This window comes from Aeromicrobium sp. MLTX1, assembly GCF_046452335.1.
Taxonomy (GTDB): domain Bacteria; phylum Actinomycetota; class Actinomycetes; order Propionibacteriales; family Nocardioidaceae; genus Aeromicrobium.
The window spans coordinates 102,498-122,718 of the sequence record NZ_JBKFDN010000002.1 but is presented as its reverse complement, the minus strand read 5'-3'; the positions used below and the strand labels follow the sequence as shown (position 1 = coordinate 122,718).

The window sequence follows — 20,221 nt, the reverse complement described above, 5'->3', positions numbered from 1 at the left end:
GGCCATGAGCGTAGTCCGTGGGTCCGCCGTCGCGACGAGCCGCCTGTGGGTGGTCGCCGCGGTCGCCGCCCTGACCCTCGCCGCCTGCTCGGACTCGCCCGAGGAGACGCCCGGTCCCACGGAGTCCACGACCTCCGCCTCGCCCAGCGCGACCACCGCGTCGCCCACCACCGAGGCACCCGAGGCGCTGCCGGCGATCGAGGAGCTCACGGTCGTTCCCGGCGCCGTCGGACCCGTCACCACCGGCATGTCGAAGGACGAGGCGCTCGCCACCGGCCTGTTCGACGCCGACGTCGAGGTGCCCGGCGAGGAGTGCGGACGCACCGAGCCGCTGGGCTGGAAGTCCGACTACGCCTCGTCGCTCGACGTGCTGACCACGGAGGACGGCACCGTGGTGTCGCTGGGCGTGCGGGGCGAGCAGCCGCGCACCGCCGACGGCCTCGGCGTCGGCAGCACCCTGAAGGACGTCACGGGCGTCTACGAGACCGCCGAGATGACCGAGGCCGGCTACGGCCAGACCGGCGTGTTCGTCACTGAGGGCGACGCGTGGCTCGGCTTCCTGTTCGCCGAGGACACCGAGGCGGTCGGGCCCACCAGCGAGGTGCTGATGCTCGAGGTCACCACGGGCACGCGCCCCGACCTCATGCGCGACGGCTGCTGAGCCTCAGTCCTCGGTCGACTCGTGGCGGCGCCGCAGGATGCGGCGCTCGTGGTGCTCGATGCGGTCCTGGCGCTTGAGCACCTGCATCAGCCAGCCGGCGCCGACGCCCAGGATCGGGAAGACGGGCCAGAAGAAGTGGGGATCCCCGTCGAGGAGGGCGCCGAAGTTCGTGGCGCCCCAGATGCCCGTGGTCAGGACGCTGATGCCGACGAACCCGTTGCGCGCGTCCCGGGACTCGCGGCGGTAGCGCCGCACGGCCTCCGCGTGGACCGACGCCACCTGCGGCAGCTGCGGTTCGAGGTCCTGCAGCAGCGGGGCGAACTCGCCCAGCAGGGTCGCGGCCAGCGCTTCGGCCGAGCGTCGGTCGAACTCGATGCGGTCGAGTCGGCCGTCGGCGTAGGCCTCGCGCAGGGACTCGATCGCGGCCTCGCGGTCGGCGTCCGACGCGCGCACCCCCGCGACCTCGGGACGGCGCGGGTCGGCGCTGAAGCGACTCCAGTCGACCCGCGCGCCCATGTCAGTCCCGGACCGCGTCGAGGGCCTCGGGCAGCGTGAACGCTCCCGCGTAGAGCGCCTTGCCGACGATCGCACCCTCGACGCCGATCCCCGTGAGGGACGCGATCGCGCGCAGGTCGTCGAGGCTGGAGACGCCGCCGGAGGCGACCACGGGCTTCTCGGTCTGCTCGCAGACCTGGCGCAGCAGGTCGAGGTTGGGACCGGACAGCGTGCCGTCCTTCGTCACGTCGGTGACGACGTAGCGGGCGCAGCCGTCGGCGTCGAGCCGCGCCAGCGTCTCGAAGAGGTCGCCGCCCTCCTTGACCCACCCGCGGGCGGCCAGCGTGCGGCCGCGGACGTCGAGGCCCACGGCGACGCGGTCGCCGTAGCGGGCGATCGCCGAGCGGCACCAGTCGGGATCCTCGATCGCGGCGGTGCCGAGGTTGACCCGGCGGCAGCCGGTGGCCATCGCGGCGTCGAGCGACTCGTCGTCGCGAATGCCACCCGAGAGCTCGACCTTCACGTCGAGGCGGCCGACGACCTCGGCCAGCAGCTCGCGGTTGCTGCCCTTCCCGAACGCGGCGTCGAGATCGACCAGATGGATCCACTCGGCGCCGTCGGCCTGCCACTGCAGGGCCGCGTCGAGCGGGGAGCCGTAGGACGTCTCGCTGCCGAGCTCGCCCTGGACGAGGCGCACGGCCTGTCCCTCGGCGACGTCGACGGCGGGGAGGAGTTCGAGAGTCACCCCGCGATCGTATCGAGGCACCTCCGTAGAGTGAGCGGGCCATGAACGACAGCCACGCCGAGCACCCGTCCCCCGAGGACGAGGACCCCACCGAGCCGACCGCCGTCACGCTGCCCCACACCCCCGCCGAGGACGTCCTGGGCGTCCTGACGGGCACGTGGCTCGCCTCGCTGGGCCTGCACCTGCTCTACGAGGCGCACGCGGTCACCGGCGGCACGGCAGGACTGTCGCTGCTCATCACCTACGCCGTGGCGCTGCCGCTGCCGGTGGTGCTGCTCCTGGCCAACGTGCCGTTCTTCGCGCTCGCGCTGTGGAAGAAGGGCCTGCAGTTCACGGTCCGGTCGGTGATCGCGGTCGCGCTGCTGTCCTTCTTCACCGCGATCCACGCCGAGATGATCCCCTCCCCCGACCTCGCGCCGGTCTACGGCATCGTCACCGGCAACCTGCTGGCCGGCACCGGCATCCTCATCCTGTTCCGGCACGGCTCGAGCCTCGGCGGCTTCAGCGTGCTGGCGCTCATCGCGCAGGAGCAGGCGGGCCTGCGGGCCGGCTACGTGCAGATGGCGCTCGACGTCCTCGTGGTCCTCGCGGCGATCCTCGTCGTGCCGTGGGACAACGTGCTGCTCTCCGCGATGGGGGCGGTCATCCTCAACATCGTGCTCGCGTTCAACCACCGTCCCGAGCGCTACCGGGCCTGACGGGGACGCACGATGAGGCATTCGGCCCCGCTGGGGTACCCGAATGCCTCTTCGTTCGTCGACTAGAGGGTCGCGATCCAGTTCTCGAGCAGGCGGCGGCCCGCGTCACCCGACTTCTCGGGGTGGAACTGCGTGGCCCACAGCGGGCCGTGCTCGACGGCGGAGACGAAGCGGTCGCCGCCGTACGAGGTCCACGTGACGCCGGGCGGCGTGAACGCGGTGCCCTCGGCGTCGACGAGCCAGTCGCGCACGCCGTAGGAGTGCACGAAGTAGAACCGCTCGGACTCCAGGCCCGCGAACATCCGCGACTCGGCGGGAGGCTCGATCGTGTTCCAGCCCATGTGGGGCACGATCGGCGCCTGGAGGCGCTCGACCGTGCCGGGCCACTCGCCGCAGCCGGTGGTCCGCACGCCGTGCTCGATGCCCTCGGCGAACAGGATCTGCATGCCGACGCAGATGCCCAGCACGGGACGGCCCGCGATGAGCCGGCGCTCGATGATCCGCTCGCCGTCGACCTCGCGCAGGCCCCGCATGCACGCCGCGAACGCGCCGACGCCCGGCACCAGCAGTCCGTCGGCCTGCTCGGCGACCTCACGGTCGGAGGTGAGCACGACGGAGACGCCGCTGGCCTCACCGGCCCGCTCGACCGCCCGCACGGCGGAGCGCAGGTTGCCCGAGCCGTAGTCCAGGACCGCGACCGTGGTCATCGGGCCGCTCCGCTCACAGCGCGCCCTTCGTGGACGGGATGCCCGTCTCGCGCGGGTCGGGCTCGACGGCCGTGCGCAGCGCCCGCGCGAGCGCCTTGAACTGGCACTCGGCGATGTGGTGCGGGTCGCGACCCGCGAGCAGGTTCATGTGCAGCGTGATCCCGGCGTGGTGCGCGATCGACTCGAAGACGTGCGACGTCAGCGAGCCGATGTAGGAGCCGCCGATGATCGCGGTGATCTGACGCTCCGGCTCGCCGGTGTGCACGAAGTAGGGACGGCCCGAGACGTCGACCACGCACTGCGCGATGGCCTCGTCGAGCGGCACCATCGCGTTGCCGTAGCGGCGGATGCCGGCCTTGTCGCCGAGCGCCTCGCGGATCGCCTGGCCGATGCAGATGGCGGTGTCCTCCACCGTGTGGTGGGCGTCGATGTGCAGGTCGCCCTCGGAGCGCACCGTCAGGTCCATCAGCGAGTGGCGGCCCAGCGCCGTGAGCATGTGGTCGTAGAAGCCCACGCCCGTGCTGATCTCCGTGCGGCCGCTGCCGTCGAGGTCGAGCTCGACGACGACGTGCGACTCGGAGGTCTTCCGCTCGATCCGCGAAGTCCTGCTCATCGGGGGTCTACCTCCATCAGTGCGGCGCGGAACGCCTGCATCTCCTCGGGGGTGCCGATCGACACCCGCAGCCAGCCGTCGGGCCCCACCTCGCGGATGAGGACGCCTCGGTCGACCAAACCCTCCCACACCGCGTGGCGATCGGCGAAATGCCCGAACAGCACGAAGTTGGCGTCGGAGGCGGCCACGTCGTACCCGCGTCCGGACAGCCAGGCGGCGGTCTCGTCGCGGGTCTCGCGCAGCGCGTCGACCTGCGCGAGCAGCTCGTCGGTGTGCCGCAGGGCGCCGAGCGCGGTGGCCTGCGTGACGGCCGAGAGGTGGTACGGCAGCCGCACGATGCGCAACGCGTCGACCACTGCGGCGTCGGCCGCGAGGTAGCCGAGCCGGCCACCGGCCAGCGCGAACGCCTTGCTCATGGTGCGGGTGACGATGAGCCGCGGGTGGTCGTCCAGCAGCTCCAGCGCTGTGGGCGTGCCGGCGCGACGGAACTCCGCGTACGCCTCGTCGACCACGACGATGCCGGGAGCGACGTCGAGCACGGCCCGCAGCTCCTCGGGCGCCAGCGCGGTGCCCGTGGGATTGTTCGGCGAGGTCAGGAACACCACCTCGGGCTGCTCGGCCTCGATCAGCGCGACCGCCGCGGGGATGTCGATCGCGAAGTCCTCGCGTCGGCGTCCCGCCACCCAGCGGGTGTGGGTGTTGCGGGCGTACTCGGGGTACATCGAGTAGGTCGGCGCGAAGGACACGGCCGTGCGGCCGGGGCCTCCGAACGCCTGCAGGATCTGCTGCATGACCTCGTTGGAGCCGTTGGCGGCCCACACGCGCTCGGCCGTGAGGCCGTGCCCGAGGTAGCCGGCGAGGCCCTCGCGCAACGCCCACGCCTCGCGGTCGGGGTACCGGTTCAGCTCGAGCGCAGCCTCCTGCACGGCCGCGGCGATGTCGGCCGCGGCCTCCTTGCTGGGACCGTACGGGTTCTCGTTCGTGTTGAGGCGCACCGGGACGTCGATCTGCGGGGCGCCGTAGGGCACTTGGTCGCGCAGCTCGTCACGGATGGGCACCCAGGCGGGGACCTTCATCGCGTCGTCGCCTCGCGCTCGAGGCGGACGGTCACGGCGGCGCCGTGCGAGGGCAGGTCCTCGGCCTCGGCGAGCGTGACCACCTGCGGTCCAACCTCGCGCAGGGCGGCGTCGGTGTACGTCACGACGTGCATGTTCTTGACGAACGCGCGCACCGAGAGTCCCGACGAGTGGCACGCGCAGCCCGCGGTGGGGAGCACGTGGTTCGAGCCGGCCGCGTAGTCGCCCAGCGACACGGGCGCGAAGGACCCGACGAAGACCGCACCCGCGTTGACGATCCGGTCGGCCACGGCCGCCGAGTCGGCGGTCTGGATCTCGAGGTGCTCGGCGGCGTACGCGTTGGCGACGTCGACGCCCTGGTCGGTGTCGCGGACCAGGACGGTGGCCGACTGCTGGCCCGCGAGGGCGGTGCGGATGCGCTCCTCGTGGCGCGCGGTCGGCACCTGGCGCTCCAGCTCGGCGTCGACCGCGTCGGCCAGCTCGAGCGAGTCGGTGATCAGCACGGCGGCGGCCATCGGGTCGTGCTCGGCCTGGCTGATGAGGTCGGCCGCGACGAAGGCGGGGTCGGCGGTGGCGTCGGCCACGATCGCGATCTCGGTGGGACCGGCCTCGGAGTCGATCGCGACGACGCCCTGCAGGTGGCGCTTCGCCGCGGCGACGTAGATGTTGCCCGGACCCGTGATGAGGTTGACCGGCTCGCTCTCCTGCGTGCCGTACGCCAGCATCGCCAACGCCTGGGCGCCGCCGACCGCGTAGACCTCCTCGATGCCCAGGCGCGCGCACGCGGCCAGGATCGTGGGGTGCGGGAGGCCGCCGAACTCGGCCTGGGGCGGGCTCGCGAGGGCGATGCCCGGGACGCCGGCGACCTGCGCCGGGACGGCGTTCATGATCACGGTGCTGACCAGCGGAGCGAGACCGCCGGGCACGTAGAGGCCGACACGCTGCATCGGCACGATCCGCCGCTCGACGGTGGCGCCGGGCGCGACCTCGATCTCGACGGTGCGCTCCAACTCAGCCTCGCACGTCGCGCGCAGCCGGCGGATCGACTCGTCGATCGCGTCGAGGACGGCCGGGTCGAGTCCGGCGCGGGCCTTCTCGATGTCCTCGGCCGAGACGCGCAGCCGCTCGGGGCGGACGCCGTCGAAGCGCTCGCCCGCGTCCAGCACCGCGTCGGCGCCGCGGTCGCGCACGTCGTCGCAGATCGGGACGACGGCCGCGAGGGCATGCTCGACGTCGACCTCGGCACGGGGCACCGCGTCGCGATAGCCGTCGGTCTGGTCTCTCAGGTCGAGTCGTCGAAGCACGTGTGAAGTCTAGGTCGCGCCATGGCCTAGCCTCGCAGCGTGTCCCGCTCCCCCGACGCCGTGCGCTGGCAGCAGCCCGTCACGGCCGGCGTCGTCACCGCCCTCGTCGGCTTCACGTCGTCGTTCGCCGTCGTGCTGGCGGGCCTGCGCGCCGTCGGGGCCTCGCCGTCGCAGGCGGCCAGCGGCCTGCTCGCGCTGACCGTGGTCTTCGGCCTGCTCATCGTCGGACTCGCGCTCGTGCACCGCGTCCCGGTGACCTTGGCGTGGTCCACGCCGGGTGCCGCGCTGCTGGTCTCCACGGGCGCCGTCGAGGGAGGCTGGCCAGCCGCCGTCGGCGCGTTCGTCGTCACGGGCGTGCTCATCGCCCTGATCGGCGCGGTGCCGCTGCTCGGCGGGCTCGTGGCCCGGATCCCCGCCGAGATCGCCCAGGCGATGCTGGCCGGCATTCTGCTGCAGCTGTGCCTCGCGCCGTTCCTCGCCCTGTCGGACTCCCCCGGATACGTCCTGCCCGTGATCCTCGCGTGGCTCGTGACGACCCGCGTGGCGCCGCGGTGGGCCGTGCCGGTGGCGCTGCTCGTCGCCGTCGGGGCGATCGCCGTGGCGGCGAACCGCTCGGGACAGTCGCTCGACACGGCATCGCTCGTGCCCCGGCTGGAGTGGACGACCCCCACGTGGACGTGGCCCGCACTCGTCGGCATCGCCCTGCCGCTGACGATCGTCACGATGGCGTCGCAGAACCTGCCGGGTGCCGCCGTGCTGCGCAGCTTCGGCTTCTCCGTGCCGTGGCGCTCCTCGGTCGTGGCGACCGGAGTGGGCACCGCGATCGTCGCCCCGTTCGGCGGTCACGCGATGAACCTCGCCGCGCTGTCGGCGGCGCTCGCGGCCGGGGACGAGGCCGGACCACGCGAGCGCCGCTGGGTCGCCGCCGTGTCCGCCGGCGTGGGCTACCTCGTCATCGCGGCCGCCGCGGGACTCGTCGTCGCGCTGGCCGCGGTCGCCCCTCCCGGGATCATCGAGGCCGTCGCCGGACTCGCCCTGATCGGCGCGCTCGTCGGCGCGCTGCAGGGCGCGTTCGAGCAGCCCAGGCACCGCACGAGCGCAGGACTGACGTTCCTGCTCGCCGCCTCGGGCATCAGCCTGCTGTCGGTGGGAGCGGCGTTCTGGGCCCTGCTGCTGGGACTGGCGGTGCGCGCCACGCTCGAGCGCGACTGAGCCGAGTCCTCGACGGAGGAAATGGTCCGTAACGCCGGAAATCTGACCCCGGACGGAGGTAGCCTCTCGCTCGTGGCCAACAAGAAGGTCGGCGAGGCGACCCCCGCGCTTGCGGCACTGCACCGTGCCGGCGTCGAGGTCACCGCCCACACGTACGAGCACGACCCCCGCGCCCGGTCCTACGGGCACGAGGCCGCCGAGGCGCTGGGCCTCGAGCACGCCCGGGTCTTCAAGACCCTCATGATCGACGTGGACGGGATCCTGGCGGTCGCGGTGGTGCCGGTCTCGGGCAGCCTCGACCTCAAGCGCGCCGCCTCGGCGCTGAACGGCAAGCGGGCGCAGCTGGCGGACGCCGCCGCGGCCCAGCGGGCCACCGGCTACGTGCTGGGCGGGATCAGCCCGTTCGGCCAGCGCAAGCTGCACCGCACGGTGGTCGACGTCAGTGCGCTGACGCACCCGACCGTGTTCGTCTCGGGCGGCCGGCGCGGCCTCGACCTCGAGCTCTCGCCGGAGGACCTCGTGGCGCACACCCGGGCGGTCACCGCTCGGATCGCGCGCTGACCTCGTCGATCTCCTCGTCGTCCTCGGCCCCGTCGGTGCTGAGGTAGAGCGAGAGCGTGTAGCTCAGCACGGAGACGAGCGGCCACACCAGGAACGGGACGAGGGCGTCCACCGCGAGCGGGGCCGACACCTGCTCCCCCGCCTTCAGGCCCGTGACCTCCTCGAGCGGGCCGGGGCCGAGCCAGATGCCGAGGCGCCAGCACAGCAGCGCGGCGGCCGTGGACGCCGCCGTGAGACCGAGGACGATCTCCCAGCGGGCGGCCCGGGTGACGCGGTGCACCGCGACTCCCGACACGATGCCCAGCACGATCCCGAGGATCGTGAACACGGCCACGACCTGGAACGTGCCGGCGGCGTTGCCCTCGGTGAGGACGAGGCCGCGCTCGGTGGCCAGCCACTGCGACGGGCGCGCGAACGCCCACCACGCGAACGCCGCGGGGATCCCGGAGGCGACGACGGCCAGCAGCACCTTGGTGGTGCGGGTCATGCGAGACATCCCGGGCCGAGCAGCTCCTTGAGGTCGGCGAACAGCGACGACGTCGTGGAGACGCGCAGCCCCTTGTCGAGGCGCATCGTGGTGGTCTTGCCCTGGCCGGTGAGGCGCAGGTGCACCTCGGTGACGCCCGGGTGCGAGCCCAGCACCTGCTTGAACGCGTTGATCGTGTCGATCGTGCAGCGCGAGGCGGCCAGGCTGACGACGAGCGGCTGGTCGGTGCGGCCCTCGCCGATCGCGGGCCGGGTGACCTCGTTGGCCGACAGGTCCATGCCCTCGTCGTTGCGCCGCACCCGCACCTTGACCACGACCAGCGAGTCCTGGGTGAGCACCGACGACGCGAGGTTGTAGGCCGCCGGGAAGACGGCGATGTCGACCGAGCCCTCGAGGTCCTCGAGGGTGATGGTGGCCCACGTGTCGCCCTTCTTGCTCATGCGGCGCTGCACGTTGGTGACGAGGCCGCACAGCTTGAAGACGTCGCCGTCGGGGCGGTCGCCGTCGAGCAGGGTGCCGATCGTGGAGTCGGAGTTGGCTGCCAGCACGTGCTCGAGGCCGCCGAGCGGATGGTCGGAGACGTAGAGGCCCAGCATGTCGCGCTCGAACGCGAGCTTCTGCGTCTTGTCCCAGTCGGCGATGTCGGGGACGGTGATGCCGAGCCCGTCGAACTCCTCCTCGAACGCGCCGAAGAGCGAGTCCTGGCCGATCGCGGCGTTGCGCTTGATGTCGATGTACTGGTCGACCGCCTCCTCGGCGATCGACGCGAGCGCGCGCCGCCCGTGACCGAGGGAGTCGAACGCGCCCGCCTTGATGAGCGAGTCGAGCACGCGCTTGTTGCACACCTGCGTGGGGACCTTGTCGAGGAAGTCGGCGAAGTCCGTGAACGCGCCCTTGGTCTCGCGGGCCTCGATGATGCCGGCCACGACGTTGGCGCCGACGTTGCGCACGGCGGTGAGGCCGAAGCGGATGTCGGGGCCGACCGACGCGAAGTTCGCGACCGAGTCGTTGACGTCCGGCGGCAGCACCTTGATGCCCAGGCGCCGGCACTCGGCCAGGTAGAGCGCGGACTTGTCCTTGTCGTCCTTGACGCTGGTGAGCAGGGCCGCCATGTACTCGGCGGGATAGCGCGCCTTGAGGTAGGCGGTCCAGTAGCTGATGACGCCGTACGAGGCCGAGTGCGCCTTGTTGAAGGCGTAGTCGGCGAACGGGACGAGGATCTCCCACAGCGTCTTGACCGCGGCCTTGGAGAAGCCGCGCTCGATCATGCCGGCCTCGAAGCCCACGAACTCCTGCTGGAGGACCTCGCGCTTCTTCTTTCCCATCGCGCGGCGCAGGTTGTCGGCCTGTCCCAGGGAGTACCCGGCGAGCACCTGGGCGATCTCCATGACCTGCTCCTGGTACACGATCAGCCCGTAGGTGGTGCCCAGGATCGGCTTGAGCGCCTCGGTCAGCTCAGGATGGATGTAGTCGATCTCCTGGCGACCGTTCTTGCGCTTCGCGTAGTTCGTGTGGCTGTCGGCGCCCATCGGTCCGGGGCGGTACAGCGCGATGACGGCGCTGATGTCCTCGAAGTTGTCCGGCTGCATCTGCTTGAGCAGCTGGCGGATGGGCGGCGAGTCGAGCTGGAAGACGCCGAGCGTGTCGCCGCGGCACAGCAGCGCGTAGGCCTCGGGGTCGTCGAAGCCCAGGTCCTCCAGCACGAGGTCGACGTCGCGGTTGGCCTTGATGTTCTCGATGGCGTCGTTGAGCACCGTGAGGTTGCGCAGGCCCAGGAAGTCCATCTTGACCAGCCCGAGCGACTCGCACATCGGGTAGTCGAACTGGGTGATGACCGAGCCGTCGGCCTCGCGCTTCATGATGGGCACGATGTCCAGCAGCGGGTCGCTGCTCATGATGACGCCGGCGGCGTGCACGCCCCAGTTGCGGATCTGGCCCTCGAGGCCGAGCGCGATGTCGTACACCTTGCGGACGTCGGGGTCCTGGGCGTGCAGGTCGCGGAAGTCCTTGCCGTCGTTGTAGCGGCCGTGCGACTCGTCGAAGATGTCGCCGAGCTTGACGCCCTTGCCCATGACGTCGGCGGGCATCGCCTTGGTGATCTTGTCGCCCATCGCGAACGGGTAGTCCAGGATGCGGCTGGCGTCCTTGACCGCGGCCTTGGACTTGAGCCGGCCGAACGTGGCGATCTGGGCGACCTTGTCGGTGCCGTACTTGCGCGTGACGTACTGGATGACCTCGCCGCGACGACGCTCGTCGAAGTCGATGTCGAAGTCGGGCATCGAGGGGCGCTCGGGGTTGAGGAAGCGCTCGAAGATCAGGCCGTTCTGCAGCGGGCACAGGTCGGTGATCCGCAGCGCGTAGGCGGCGATCGAGCCGGCGCCCGAGCCTCGGCCGGGGCCGACGCGGATGCCGTTGTCCTTCGACCAGTTGATGAAGTCGGCGACCACGAGGTAGTAGCCGCAGTAGCCCTTCTGGGCGATGACCTGGAGCTCCATCTCGGTGCGGGCCCGCACGTCGTCGCCGAAGTCCTTGCCGTAGCGGGCCTCGATGCCGCGCCAGACCTCCTGGCGGAACCAGGACTCCTCGGTCTCGCCGTCGGGCACGTCGGCGCGGGCCATGTAGCCGCCCGTGGACTCGGTGAACTCGACGTCGCAGCGCTCGGCGATGAGCAGCGTGTTGTCGCACGCCTCCTTCATCCCGTGCTTGTCCTCCCACAGCGAGCGCATCTCGGCCGCGGACTTGATGTAGTAGCCGCCGCCGTCGAAGCGCAGGCGCTTCTCGTCGCTGATCCGCTTGCCCGACGCGACGCAGATGAGCGCGTCGTGCGCGGCGGCGTCCTGCGGGTGCGTGTAGTGCGAGTCGTTCGTGGCCACCGGCGGGATGCCGAGCTCGCGGCCGAGCCGCAGCAGGTCCTCGCGGACCCGGCGCTCCACCGAGATGTCGTGGTCCATCAGCTCGAGGAAGAGGTTCTCCTTGCCGAAGATCTCCTGCAGCTCGGCGGCCTCGCGGCGGGCCTCCTCGTACTGGCCCAGGCGCAGCCGGGTCTGGACGGCGCCGGACGGGCAGCCAGTGGTGGCGATGAGGCCGGTGGAGTAGCGCTCGAGCAGCTCGCGGTCGGCGCGCGGCTTGTAGTAGTAGCCCTCGAGGCTCGACAGCGACGACAGTCGGAAGAGGTTGTGCATGCCCTCGGTGGACGAGGCCCACATCGTCATGTGGGTGTACGCGCCACCGCCGGCGACGTCGTCGCCGCCCTCCTCGGCCGCGTTGCCGCGGCCCCAGCGGACGCGCTTCTTCTCGCTGCGGTGCGTGCCCGGCGTGAGGTAGGCCTCGAGACCGATGATCGGCTTGACGCCGTGCTTGCGGGCGGTGTTCCAGAAGTCGTAGGCGCCGTGCACGTTGCCGTGGTCGGTCATCGCGATGGCGGGCATCTCCTGCTGCGCCGTGCGCTCGAACAGCCCGTCCAGCAACGAGTGTCCGTCGAGCATCGAGTACTCCGTGTGGACGTGCAGGTGCACGAAGCTCGAGTCACTCGCCATGGTCGCCGTCGGCCTCCGCTACGTCGTTCTGGTCCCGGATCCGGGGACAGTGGTCGAAGCCGCAGACAGGGTCGGCGGCGGGGATCGGGGAAGGACTCCAGACTACGTGAGCGCCCGACCGGAGTCGGTAGGGCACGCCCGCGCGGGAGTCCTCCCCCGGTGCGCTACTTGCTCGCGGCGCGCTGGTAGGCGCGCACCGACAGCGGCACGAACACCGCGACGATCAGCAGCGTCCACAGGAGCGTGTAGATCACGGGGTGCTGCAGGCTCCACGCATCCGGCACGGGCACCCCGTCCGGCACGTTGCCGAACAGCTCGCGCACCGCCTGGGTGACCGCCGAGACCGGGTTCCACTCGACGAACGGCTTGAGGAAGTCGGGGAACGACTCGGTGGGCACGAACGCGTTGGAGACGAACGTCAGCGGCATGATCACGATGAACGAGGCGTTGTTGATCACGTCGACGCTCGGCACGATGAGGCCGATCCACGCCATGATCCAGCTGATCGCGTAGGCGAACACCAGCAGCAGCGCGAAGGCGCCCAGCATCTTCGGGATGCCGTTGTGCGCGCGCCACCCCACGAGCAGGCCGGTGAGCGCCATGATGATCAGCGAGAGCACGTTGTAGACGACGTCGGCGCCCGTGCGCCCGACGAGCACCGCCGAGCGGGACATCGGCAGCGACCGGAACCGGTCGATGAAGCCCTTCTGCATGTCCTCGGCCATCGCCGCGCCGGAGAACGTGGCGCCGAACACCACGGTCTGGGCGAAGATGCCGCCGATCAGGAACTCCTTGTAGTCCAGGCCCGGACCGGCGTCGATCGCTCCGCCGAACACGTACGCGAACAGCAGGACGAACATGATCGGTGAGATCAGGACGAAGACCATGATCTCGGGGACGCGCTTGATCTTGATGAGGTTGCGCTTGGCGCAGACCCAGCCGTCGCTGAGCACGCGCAGCGGACCGCTGCGCTCGGTGATGATGGTCATCGCGTGACCTCCTGGTCGGTCGAGGCGTCCTCGGCCTCGTGGCCGGTCAAGGACAGGAACACGTCGTCGAGGGTGGGACGCCGCAGGCCGATGTCGAGCACGTCGATGCCCGCCCCGCGGATGTTGCCCAGGACCTGCATGAGGTCGTCGGCGCCGGAGCCGCTGACCGCGGCGGCCAGGGAGCGCTCGCGCACCGTGACCTCGCCCTTGGCGACCTCGGCGAGGAAGTCGCGGACGCGCGACGCGTGGGCCGGGTCGTCCACGACGACCTCGATCCGCTCGCCGCCGACCTGGGACTTCAGCTGGTCGGCCGTGCCCTCGGCGATCGACCGTCCGCGGTCGATCACGATGATGTTGTCGGCCAGCAGGTCGGCCTCCTCGAGGTACTGCGTGGTGAGCAGCACCGTCGCGCCGGAGGCGACGAGGTCGGAGATGACCTCCCACATCTGCTGGCGGCTGCGCGGGTCGAGGCCCGTGGTGGGCTCGTCCAGCACGATCACCGGCGGCTCGGCGACCAGTGCCCCCGCGAGGTCGAGCCGGCGACGCATGCCGCCCGAGTAGGTCTTGGAGGGCCGGTCGGCCGCGTCGGACAGGCCGAACCGGGCGAGCAGGTCGCGAGCGCGCGCGCCGGCGTCCTTGGCCTTCATCCCGTACAGCCGTCCGACCATCTCGAGGTTCTCGTAGCCCGTCAGGTACTCGTCGACCGCCGCGTACTGCCCGGACAGGCCGATGCGCCGGCGCACGCCGTCGGGATCGGCCCGGACGTCGACCCCCGCCACCGTGGCCTGGCCCTCGTCGGGGGTGAGCAGGGTGGTGAGGATGCGGACCGCCGTGGTCTTGCCCGCACCGTTGGGCCCGAGCAGTCCCAGGACGGTGCCCTCGGGCACCGCCAGGTCGAGTCCGGCCAGGGCCTCGACGTCGCCGTAGCGCTTGACCAGTCCGGTCGCGCGGATCATGTCGCTCATCCCTCGATCATGGGGCACACCCCCGACAGAAATCAGCCCCTGGCTGCCGACTCGTTCCGTCAGTGGTAGAACTTGGCCAGCATTGACACGAACTCGGGGGTTCATCATGGCTGTCGAACTGCAGCAGGTCATCCGCTTCCATCCCGACTCGCTCGACGTCCCGGGCGACCCGGATCGCCTGCGTCACGGGGCTGAGAAGCTCCAGGACCTCGTCACCGAGCTGACCGACGTCGGCAAGCGCCTCCGCGAGGCCGATGCGCCTCAGGAGACCCGTGGACCCACCGTGCGCGCGATGTCCCGTGTCGCCGGAACCCTTGGCCAGGTCCTGGAGGCCGACGCCGATCAGCTCTCCGACCTCGTCGAGCTCGTCCGTCGTCAGGCCGAACGCATGACCGACGCGCTGGGCACCCTCGACGAGACCCGTCGCCGCTGGCGCCAGGCCCGCCAGGACCTGCGCGACCAGGTGGGCGACCTCAACGAGCAGGCCGCCCGCGAGCACCGCGAGGCCGAGCGCGAGCGGGCCGAGCGTCGCGAGCGCGAGCGGGCCGAGAAGGACCGCAACGGTGGTGGCGGTGGTGGCGCCGATCGCGACCACGAACGCCGCGAGCCCGAGCCGCCCACCGAGGCGACCGACCTGATCCGGATGGCCGACCAGCAGGTCCTGAACCAGGTCGAGGGCCCGCTGCGGCGTCTCGCCGGCCTCGAGTTCACCGACCGGCACGGGTCCGTCGCGATCATGCTGGACGGCAAGGCCGACCAGATCGCCGAGCGCTACCGCCAGACCGTGCAGGCGATCTTCGACGAGCTCGTCGAGGCGCTGCGCGGCGTGAACCGTCTCGACAACCAGCTCGTCGAGCAGCTCCCCCGGCAGCAGAAGGCGATCGCGGGCCCGGTGACGTCCGGGGACGACCGGTCCACGCCCGATCCCACGCGCCTGTCGCGCCCCGACGACATCGCCTCGGTCGGCGAGGAGCTGCAGGACTGCGCCCGCGCCCTCGACACGGCCGGCGAGCGCCTGCAGGAGATCCGACTCGCGATCCGCGAGGGCCGCCTCACCCCCGAGGACGAGCGCATCGGCAGCATGAACGGCTTCGAGCGCACGTGGAAGGAGCACCTCCAGGAGGTGCGCGAGGACCTGAACCACGCCCGCAAGGCCAGCGCCGACATCGCCCGCGAGCTGCGCGAGCTCGACGAGCGGGGCGCCCGCGAGGTGCGGCGCAGCTTCCGCAACGGCTGACACGCCGGACTGCCGATTCCCTCCCGGGACGGGCCACCCAGCCGGTACGGTGAGCGGAATTTCGCCTCGTGACGCACGGGGCGTGCTGAGCAGGGGGTGACCCATGAGTCGATCCGACGAGCCGTCCGGCGTGGTGCCGTCGGAGCGCACGGACTACTGGAACGCGTTCTACGCGGACGGCGTCGCCCGACGGCCCGTCCCCTCCCAGTTCGCCGCCTTCGTGGCCGGTGAGCTCGACGCACCCACGCGGATCCTCGAGTTCGGCAGCGGCTCGGGGCGCGACTCGCTCTTCCTCGCCGCGCACGGGCACGACGTGACCGGCGTCGACGGCTCGAAGGCTGCGGTCGAGGCCTGCGCCGGGCTGGCCGAGGAGCTGGGGCTCGACGTCGAGTTCGTGAGCGCCTCGATCGACCAGGAGGGCCTGGCCGCGCAGCTGCGCGTCGAGCCCGGGAACACCCTCGTCTACGCGCGCTTCTTCGTGCACGCGATCACCGAGGACGAGCAGTCGGCGTTCCTGCGCCTCGTGGCGGCGCTCACCTCGCCGGGCGACCGGCTCGCGGTGGAGTACCGCACGCTGCGCGACTCCAGTGGCGCCAAGGTCACCGGCAGCCACTACCGCCGCTTCGTCGATCCGACCGCGTTCAACGCCCAGGCGGTCCTGCACGGCTTCGACGTCACGTACGCGGTCGAGGGCTACGGCTTCGCGAAGTACCGCGAGGACGACGCCTATGTCGCACGCGCCCTGCTCACGAGGCGCTGAGGTGGAGACGCTCGGCGATCTCCTGGCCGAGACCGTCCGCTCGGCCCGGACGGCCTTTCCCGACCTCGACTTCGTCCGGCCCGCCGGCCAGCTGCACATCGCGCTCGCGCCCACCGTGGTCGACCGCGTCCGCGTCGAGCTGGCCTCGCCCTCCATCCTGCGGCTGCAGTCGCTGGGGCTGTCGACCACCCCGGCCCTCTCCCCCGCCGAGCTGGCCAGTCGCGTCACGATCACCGCGAGCAGCTTCGCCGAGGGCTTCCGCGAGACCTTCGATCCCGAGCGGCTCCTGGACGCGGAGCACCCGCAGGGCGTCCAGATCCGCACGGAGCACGAGGACCTGCCGTGGGCCGAGGTCGCGCTCGCCGAGCCGGTCGAGCTCACCGCCCTGCACCTGCGCGGCATCGCGGCCCGCGCCGCCATCGAGAGCCGCGACGTCCGCGTGCGGATCGGCTCGCCCGGCGCCGGCCTGGTCACGGTGTACGACGCGCCGAGCCGAACCGAGGAGCTGCAGGCCTGGGTCCGGGCCCGGGCGGTCGACGTCCCGGAGGACCTGCGGCCGACGTTCGACCTGCTCGCCGGTCCGCTGGCGCTCACCGTCGCCGGCCACTACCAGCCGGCCCGCGCCGCCATGAAGTCCGCGGCGAAGCAGCTCACCGACGAGGCGCGCCGCGAGTTCGTCCGCACCGTGAGCGAGGGGGTGCTGCACGACCGGTCCCTCGACTGGACGGCGCACGGTCCCACGCGGTCGTTCCGGTTCTGGTCGGCCGAGGAGAAGCAGGACTACGTGCGCTCCACCGTCGCGGTCGCCGACGCGCTGCGCGGGCTGACGCCGCACGTGTGCTTCGGCTACGGAGCGGCCCTGGCCGTGGTGCGCGACGGCGACCTCATCCCGCACGACGACGACCTCGATCTCCTCGTGGCGTTCGAACCGGACGAGGCCGCCACGCTGCCGGAGGCCCACACGCGGGTCGAGAACTTCCTCCGGTCGCGTGGCTTCACGGTCAAGGGCGACTTCTTCGGCCACCGGCACGTCGCTCCCGCTGCGGGCGGCAAGAACGTCGACGTGTTCTCTGCCCTGTTCGAGGGCGACCGGATCGCCTGGTACCCCGGCACGCGTGGCGCCCTCGACCGCGCCACGATGTTCCCCACGAGCGAGCAGGAGCTCCTCGGCGTCACGGTGCCGCTGCCGGCCGACCCGGTGCGCTACCTCGAGACGATCTACGGCCCCGGCTGGAGCACGCCGGACCCGGCCTTCAAGCACCGGTGGCGCAAGAAGGACTTCGCCGACCAGGCCACGACGCCGGCGCCCCAACCGGCGCCCGAGCGACGCCCGGGCTGGCTGGGACGACTGCGTCAGTCCTGGCGGTAGGTGCTGAGGAAGTGGCCCATGCGCTGGATCGCCTCGGCCAGGTCGCGCGACCATGGCAGCGTCACGATGCGCAGGTGGTCGGGATCGGGCCAGTTGAAGCCCGTGCCCTGGGTCAGCAGGATCTTCTCCGACATCAGCAGGTCGAGCACGAACTGCTGGTCGTCCTTGATCGGGTAGACCTCGGGGTCGAGACGCGGGAACGCGTACAGGGCGCCACGCGGCGCGACCACGCTGACGCCGGGGATCTTGCGCAGCTCGTTGACCGCGGTGTCGCGCTGCTCCAGCAGGCGGCCGCCGGGCAGGATGAGCTCCTTGATCGACTGGTAGCCGCCGAGCGCCACCTGGATCGCGTTCTGTGCCGGCACGTTCGGGCAGAGCCGCATCGACGCCAGCAGCGTGAGGCCCTCGAGGTAGTCCTGGGCGCGCTCGAGCGGACCGGTGACGACGAGCCAGCCGGCGCGGTAGCCGCACACGCGGTAGGCCTTCGACAACCCGTTGAACGTCAGCGTCAGCACGTCGGGCGCGATGCTGGCCAGCGGGATGTGGACGGCGTCGTCGTAGAGGATCTTGTCGTAGATCTCGTCCGCCATGAGGATCAGGTCGTGCTTGCGCGCGAGCTCGGCGATGGAGGTGAGCGTCTCGCGGCTGTAGACCGCGCCCGTGGGGTTGTTCGGGTTGATGACCACGATGACCTTGGTGCGATCGGTGATCTTCGCCTCGAGGTCGGCCAGGTCGGGGTTCCAGTCGTTGTCCTCGTCGCACCGGTAGTGCACGGGGCGGCCGCCGGCGAGGTTCGTGACCGCGGTCCACAGCGGGTAGTCCGGCGTGGGGATCAGCACCTCGTCGCCATTGTCGAGCAGCGCCTGCAGGGCGATCTGGATGAGCTCGCTGACGCCGTTGCCGAGCCAGACGTCGTCGATGTCGAGGGCCGGGAAGCCCTCCTGCAGCTGGTAGTGGTGCACCACGGCGCGCCGCGCGGACTGGATGCCGCGCGAGTCGGAGTAGCCCTGCGCCGTGGGCAGGCCGGCGATGACGTCCTGGAGGATCTCCGAGGGCGCGTCGAACCCGAACGGCTGGGGGTTGCCGATGTTGAGCTTGAGGATCCGGTGACCCTCGGCCTCCAGCTGGGCAGCTCGCGCGCTGACGGGGCCGCGGATGTCGTACAGGACATCCCTCAACTTCTCCGACTGGCGCACGACAGGACTCATGCGCCCATTGTGCCGGACGCCCTCCACCTCCCGGCCGCGACTCCCGGCGGCGACTGAACGAGGTTTCCTGTCACTTCGCGAGGTTCGCGAACCTCGTGAAGTGACAGTTTCCCCGGTTAACCGGGGAAACTGCGGGTCAGTCGAGGTCGCGGACGACGTCGAGGGCGCGCTGGAGGTCGTCGGGGTAGGGGCTCTCGTACTCGACCCACTCCCCCGTCGCCGGGTGGGTGAAGCCGAGCCGCACGGCGTGGAGCCACTGACGCTCGAGGCCGACGCGCTTGGCCAGGACCGGGTCGGCGCCGTACAGCGGGTCGCCCACGCACGGGTGCTTGATCGCGGCCATGTGCACGCGGATCTGGTGGGTGCGACCGGTCTCGAGCTTGATCTCCAGCAGCGACGCGAAGCGGTGCGCCTCGAGGGTGTCGTAGTGCGTGACCGAGGCGCGGCCGTCGGCACGGACCGTGAACTTGAAGTCGTGCTTGGGGTGCCGGGCGATCGGCGCGTCGATCGTCCCGGTGTGCGGATCGGGGTGACCCTGCACGAGCGAGTGGTAGGTCTTGTCGACCGTGCGGTCGCGGAACGCCTGCTTCAGCACGGTGTAGGCGCGCTCGGACTTGGCCACGACCATGAGGCCACTGGTGCCGACGTCGAGGCGCTGCACGATGCCCTGGCGCTCGGGCGCCCCGCTGGTGGAGATCCGCACGCCCACGCCGGCCAGGTGACCGGACACGGTGGGCCCGTCCCAGCCCACGCCGGGGTGCGCGGCCACGCCGATCGGCTTGTCGACCACGACGATGTCGTCGTCCTCGTGCACGATCGACATGCCCTCGACCTCGGTGGGCACCACCACGGCGCGCCGCGGCGCAGGGATGGTGGCCTCGATCAGCGCGCCGGGCTCGACGCGCTCGGACTTGATCGGCTGGCTGCCGTCGAGCAGCACGAGGCCCTCGGCGACGAGGTCGCCGGCGCGCGTGCGCGAGACGCCGAAGAGCCGGGCCAGGGCGACGTCGACTCGCTCGCCGGCCAGGCCCTCGGGGATGTAGACGCTGCGCACCTGCGTGGCGTCGTCGGTCACGATTCCTCCCGGGTGCCGTCGAAGCGGTGTCCCCGCCACGACCGCCAGATGATGACCACGGCCGCCACCGTCAGGGCGATGTCGGCCACGTTCCCCACGAAGAATCCGGCGTAGTCGATGAAGTCCACGACGTGGCCCCGAAGGAACGACGGCTCACGGAAGAGCCGGTCGATCAAGTTTCCCACGGCGCCCCCGAGGAACAGTCCCAGGCCCACGGCCCACCACGGGTCGCGCAGCCGGGGCGCGATGACGATGAGGGTGACCGTGACGGCGATGGCGACGAGGCTCAGCACGATCGTGTAGCCCGCGGCGGTGCCGAGCGCGGCACCCGGGTTGAGCACGAAGCGCAGGCTCAGCAGGTCGCCCAGCAGCGGGATGGCGTCACGGCCGTCGAGCCGCGCGACGGCCCACCACTTGGTGAGCTGGTCGAGCGCCACGACCGCGATCGCGACGAACGCGAACAGGCCGACCCGGGGACGGCCGATCGGCTCGGTCGACGGGTCCGAGGACGGGGTCACGGGAG

The 20,221-nt window shown here is 71.4% G+C and carries 20 protein-coding genes; 7 read left to right on the top strand and 13 right to left on the bottom strand.

The features are described 5' to 3' along the window. Nucleotides 1-4: 4 nt before the first annotated feature. Nucleotides 5-661, top strand: a complete 657-nt coding sequence (locus ACK99Q_RS11050; protein WP_410186192.1) for a hypothetical protein — start codon at nt 5-7, stop codon at nt 659-661. Nucleotides 662-664: 3 nt separating this feature from the next. Here the strand turns inward: ACK99Q_RS11050 and ACK99Q_RS11045 are convergent, their stop codons facing one another. Both ACK99Q_RS11045 and priA read right to left on the bottom strand, forming a co-directional pair. Beyond that, entirely contained in the window at nt 665-1,177 is a 513-nt protein-coding gene (locus ACK99Q_RS11045) for a DUF1707 domain-containing protein (RefSeq protein WP_410186191.1), read from the bottom strand. A gap of 1 nt (nt 1,178) precedes the next feature. Continuing rightward, nucleotides 1,179-1,901 carry a bifunctional 1-(5-phosphoribosyl)-5-((5-phosphoribosylamino)methylideneamino)imidazole-4-carboxamide isomerase/phosphoribosylanthranilate isomerase PriA gene (priA, locus tag ACK99Q_RS11040; protein ID WP_410186190.1) on the bottom strand — a complete coding sequence of 241 codons (723 nt, stop codon included), beginning with the start codon at nt 1,899-1,901 and terminating at the stop codon, nt 1,179-1,181. 41 nt (nt 1,902-1,942) lie between these two features. Here priA and ACK99Q_RS11035 point away from each other — a divergent pair, with 41 nt between their 5' ends. Beyond that, a complete protein-coding gene (locus ACK99Q_RS11035; protein WP_410186189.1) occupies nt 1,943-2,599 on the top strand; it encodes a YitT family protein in 657 nt (218 codons plus the stop codon). Between the two features lie 62 nt (nt 2,600-2,661). On the opposite strand, the gene hisH is transcribed toward ACK99Q_RS11035, so the two are convergent. Genes hisH through hisD form a run of 4 tightly spaced genes read right to left on the bottom strand, consistent with a single transcriptional unit; the run spans nt 2,662 to nt 6,299 of the window. Further along, nucleotides 2,662-3,306, bottom strand: a complete 645-nt coding sequence (gene hisH, locus ACK99Q_RS11030) for an imidazole glycerol phosphate synthase subunit HisH (RefSeq protein ID WP_410186188.1) — start codon at nt 3,304-3,306, stop codon at nt 2,662-2,664. A gap of 13 nt (nt 3,307-3,319) precedes the next feature. Beyond that, nucleotides 3,320-3,919, bottom strand: coding sequence for an imidazoleglycerol-phosphate dehydratase HisB (hisB, locus tag ACK99Q_RS11025; RefSeq protein WP_410186187.1), 600 nt, complete (start codon nt 3,917-3,919; stop codon nt 3,320-3,322). Beyond that, entirely contained in the window at nt 3,916-4,995 is a 1,080-nt protein-coding gene (locus tag ACK99Q_RS11020; RefSeq protein ID WP_410186186.1) for a histidinol-phosphate transaminase, read from the bottom strand. Before ACK99Q_RS11020 ends, hisB begins: the two co-directional genes overlap by 4 nt. After that, nucleotides 4,992-6,299, bottom strand: a complete 1,308-nt coding sequence (hisD, locus tag ACK99Q_RS11015) for a histidinol dehydrogenase (protein ID WP_410186185.1) — start codon at nt 6,297-6,299, stop codon at nt 4,992-4,994. Before hisD ends, ACK99Q_RS11020 begins: the two co-directional genes overlap by 4 nt. Before the next feature lie 39 nt (nt 6,300-6,338). Between hisD and ACK99Q_RS11010 the strand changes: the two genes are divergently transcribed. Together ACK99Q_RS11010 and ybaK are read left to right on the top strand one after the other, a co-directional pair. Further along, on the top strand, nt 6,339-7,511 hold the full coding sequence (locus ACK99Q_RS11010) for a benzoate/H(+) symporter BenE family transporter (protein ID WP_410186184.1): 1,173 nt from the start codon (nt 6,339-6,341) through the stop codon (nt 7,509-7,511). 72 nt (nt 7,512-7,583) lie between these two features. Then, nucleotides 7,584-8,072 carry a Cys-tRNA(Pro) deacylase gene (ybaK, locus tag ACK99Q_RS11005; RefSeq protein ID WP_410186183.1) on the top strand — a complete coding sequence of 163 codons (489 nt, stop codon included), beginning with the start codon at nt 7,584-7,586 and terminating at the stop codon, nt 8,070-8,072. On the opposite strand, the gene ACK99Q_RS11000 is transcribed toward ybaK, so the two are convergent. From ACK99Q_RS11000 to ACK99Q_RS10985, 4 genes are all read right to left on the bottom strand, one after another. Further along, a complete protein-coding gene (locus ACK99Q_RS11000; protein ID WP_410186182.1) occupies nt 8,050-8,559 on the bottom strand; it encodes a hypothetical protein in 510 nt (169 codons plus the stop codon). The genes ybaK and ACK99Q_RS11000 overlap by 23 nt on opposite strands. Further along, nucleotides 8,556-12,095, bottom strand: a complete 3,540-nt coding sequence (gene dnaE, locus ACK99Q_RS10995; RefSeq protein ID WP_410186181.1) for a DNA polymerase III subunit alpha — start codon at nt 12,093-12,095, stop codon at nt 8,556-8,558. Before dnaE ends, ACK99Q_RS11000 begins: the two co-directional genes overlap by 4 nt. Before the next feature lie 164 nt (nt 12,096-12,259). Then, nucleotides 12,260-13,084, bottom strand: a complete 825-nt coding sequence (locus ACK99Q_RS10990; RefSeq protein ID WP_410186180.1) for an ABC transporter permease — start codon at nt 13,082-13,084, stop codon at nt 12,260-12,262. Further along, nucleotides 13,081-14,049: an ATP-binding cassette domain-containing protein gene (locus tag ACK99Q_RS10985; RefSeq protein ID WP_410186179.1), complete on the bottom strand. Its 969-nt coding sequence runs from the start codon at nt 14,047-14,049 to the stop codon at nt 13,081-13,083. The genes ACK99Q_RS10990 and ACK99Q_RS10985 overlap by 4 nt, the downstream gene beginning before the upstream one ends. A 106-nt stretch (nt 14,050-14,155) precedes the next feature. On the opposite strand from ACK99Q_RS10985, the gene ACK99Q_RS10980 reads away from it, so the two are divergent. The 3 genes from ACK99Q_RS10980 (at nt 14,156) to ACK99Q_RS10970 (ending at nt 17,415) form a co-directional block, all read left to right on the top strand. Beyond that, nucleotides 14,156-15,286, top strand: coding sequence for a hypothetical protein (locus ACK99Q_RS10980; RefSeq protein ID WP_410186178.1), 1,131 nt, complete (start codon nt 14,156-14,158; stop codon nt 15,284-15,286). Nucleotides 15,287-15,389: 103 nt separating this feature from the next. Beyond that, nucleotides 15,390-16,046, top strand: a complete 657-nt coding sequence (locus tag ACK99Q_RS10975; protein WP_410186177.1) for a class I SAM-dependent methyltransferase — start codon at nt 15,390-15,392, stop codon at nt 16,044-16,046. Nucleotide 16,047: 1 nt separating this feature from the next. Further along, complete coding sequence (locus ACK99Q_RS10970; protein WP_410186176.1) at nt 16,048-17,415, top strand: hypothetical protein; 1,368 nt, start codon at nt 16,048-16,050, stop codon at nt 17,413-17,415. Here ACK99Q_RS10970 and ACK99Q_RS10965 read toward each other — a convergent pair. The 3 genes from ACK99Q_RS10965 to lspA all read right to left on the bottom strand — a co-directional run bounded on the left by ACK99Q_RS10965 (nt 17,400) and on the right by lspA (nt 20,216). Continuing rightward, nucleotides 17,400-18,623 (bottom strand): pyridoxal phosphate-dependent aminotransferase, encoded by a 1,224-nt coding sequence (locus tag ACK99Q_RS10965; protein ID WP_410186175.1) that lies wholly within the window; start codon nt 18,621-18,623, stop codon nt 17,400-17,402. The genes ACK99Q_RS10970 and ACK99Q_RS10965 overlap by 16 nt on opposite strands. A 136-nt stretch (nt 18,624-18,759) precedes the next feature. Then, entirely contained in the window at nt 18,760-19,698 is a 939-nt protein-coding gene (locus ACK99Q_RS10960; protein WP_410186174.1) for an RluA family pseudouridine synthase, read from the bottom strand. Continuing rightward, the gene (lspA, locus tag ACK99Q_RS10955; protein ID WP_410186173.1) at nt 19,695-20,216 is read right to left on the bottom strand and encodes a signal peptidase II; all 522 of its coding nucleotides are present in this window, start codon (nt 20,214-20,216) and stop codon (nt 19,695-19,697) included. Before lspA ends, ACK99Q_RS10960 begins: the two co-directional genes overlap by 4 nt. Nucleotides 20,217-20,221 lie beyond the last annotated feature (5 nt).

What these genes read in the sequence shown, in the direction of transcription:
- ACK99Q_RS11050 (WP_410186192.1), top strand. Translation starts at nt 5, where the DNA reads ATGAGCGTAGTCCGTGGGTCCGCCGTCGCGACGAGCCGCCTGTGGGTG.
- ACK99Q_RS11045 (WP_410186191.1), bottom strand. Translation starts at nt 1,177, where the DNA reads ATGGGCGCGCGGGTCGACTGGAGTCGCTTCAGCGCCGACCCGCGCCGT.
- ACK99Q_RS11035 (WP_410186189.1), top strand. Translation starts at nt 1,943, where the DNA reads ATGAACGACAGCCACGCCGAGCACCCGTCCCCCGAGGACGAGGACCCC.
- hisH (WP_410186188.1), bottom strand. Translation starts at nt 3,306, where the DNA reads ATGACCACGGTCGCGGTCCTGGACTACGGCTCGGGCAACCTGCGCTCC.
- hisB (WP_410186187.1), bottom strand. Translation starts at nt 3,919, where the DNA reads ATGAGCAGGACTTCGCGGATCGAGCGGAAGACCTCCGAGTCGCACGTC.
- ACK99Q_RS11020 (WP_410186186.1), bottom strand. Translation starts at nt 4,995, where the DNA reads ATGAAGGTCCCCGCCTGGGTGCCCATCCGTGACGAGCTGCGCGACCAA.
- ACK99Q_RS11000 (WP_410186182.1), bottom strand. Translation starts at nt 8,559, where the DNA reads ATGACCCGCACCACCAAGGTGCTGCTGGCCGTCGTCGCCTCCGGGATC.
- dnaE (WP_410186181.1), bottom strand. Translation starts at nt 12,095, where the DNA reads ATGGCGAGTGACTCGAGCTTCGTGCACCTGCACGTCCACACGGAGTAC.
- ACK99Q_RS10990 (WP_410186180.1), bottom strand. Translation starts at nt 13,084, where the DNA reads ATGACCATCATCACCGAGCGCAGCGGTCCGCTGCGCGTGCTCAGCGAC.
- ACK99Q_RS10985 (WP_410186179.1), bottom strand. Translation starts at nt 14,049, where the DNA reads ATGAGCGACATGATCCGCGCGACCGGACTGGTCAAGCGCTACGGCGAC.
- ACK99Q_RS10980 (WP_410186178.1), top strand. Translation starts at nt 14,156, where the DNA reads ATGGCTGTCGAACTGCAGCAGGTCATCCGCTTCCATCCCGACTCGCTC.
- ACK99Q_RS10975 (WP_410186177.1), top strand. Translation starts at nt 15,390, where the DNA reads ATGAGTCGATCCGACGAGCCGTCCGGCGTGGTGCCGTCGGAGCGCACG.
- ACK99Q_RS10965 (WP_410186175.1), bottom strand. Translation starts at nt 18,623, where the DNA reads ATGAGTCCTGTCGTGCGCCAGTCGGAGAAGTTGAGGGATGTCCTGTAC.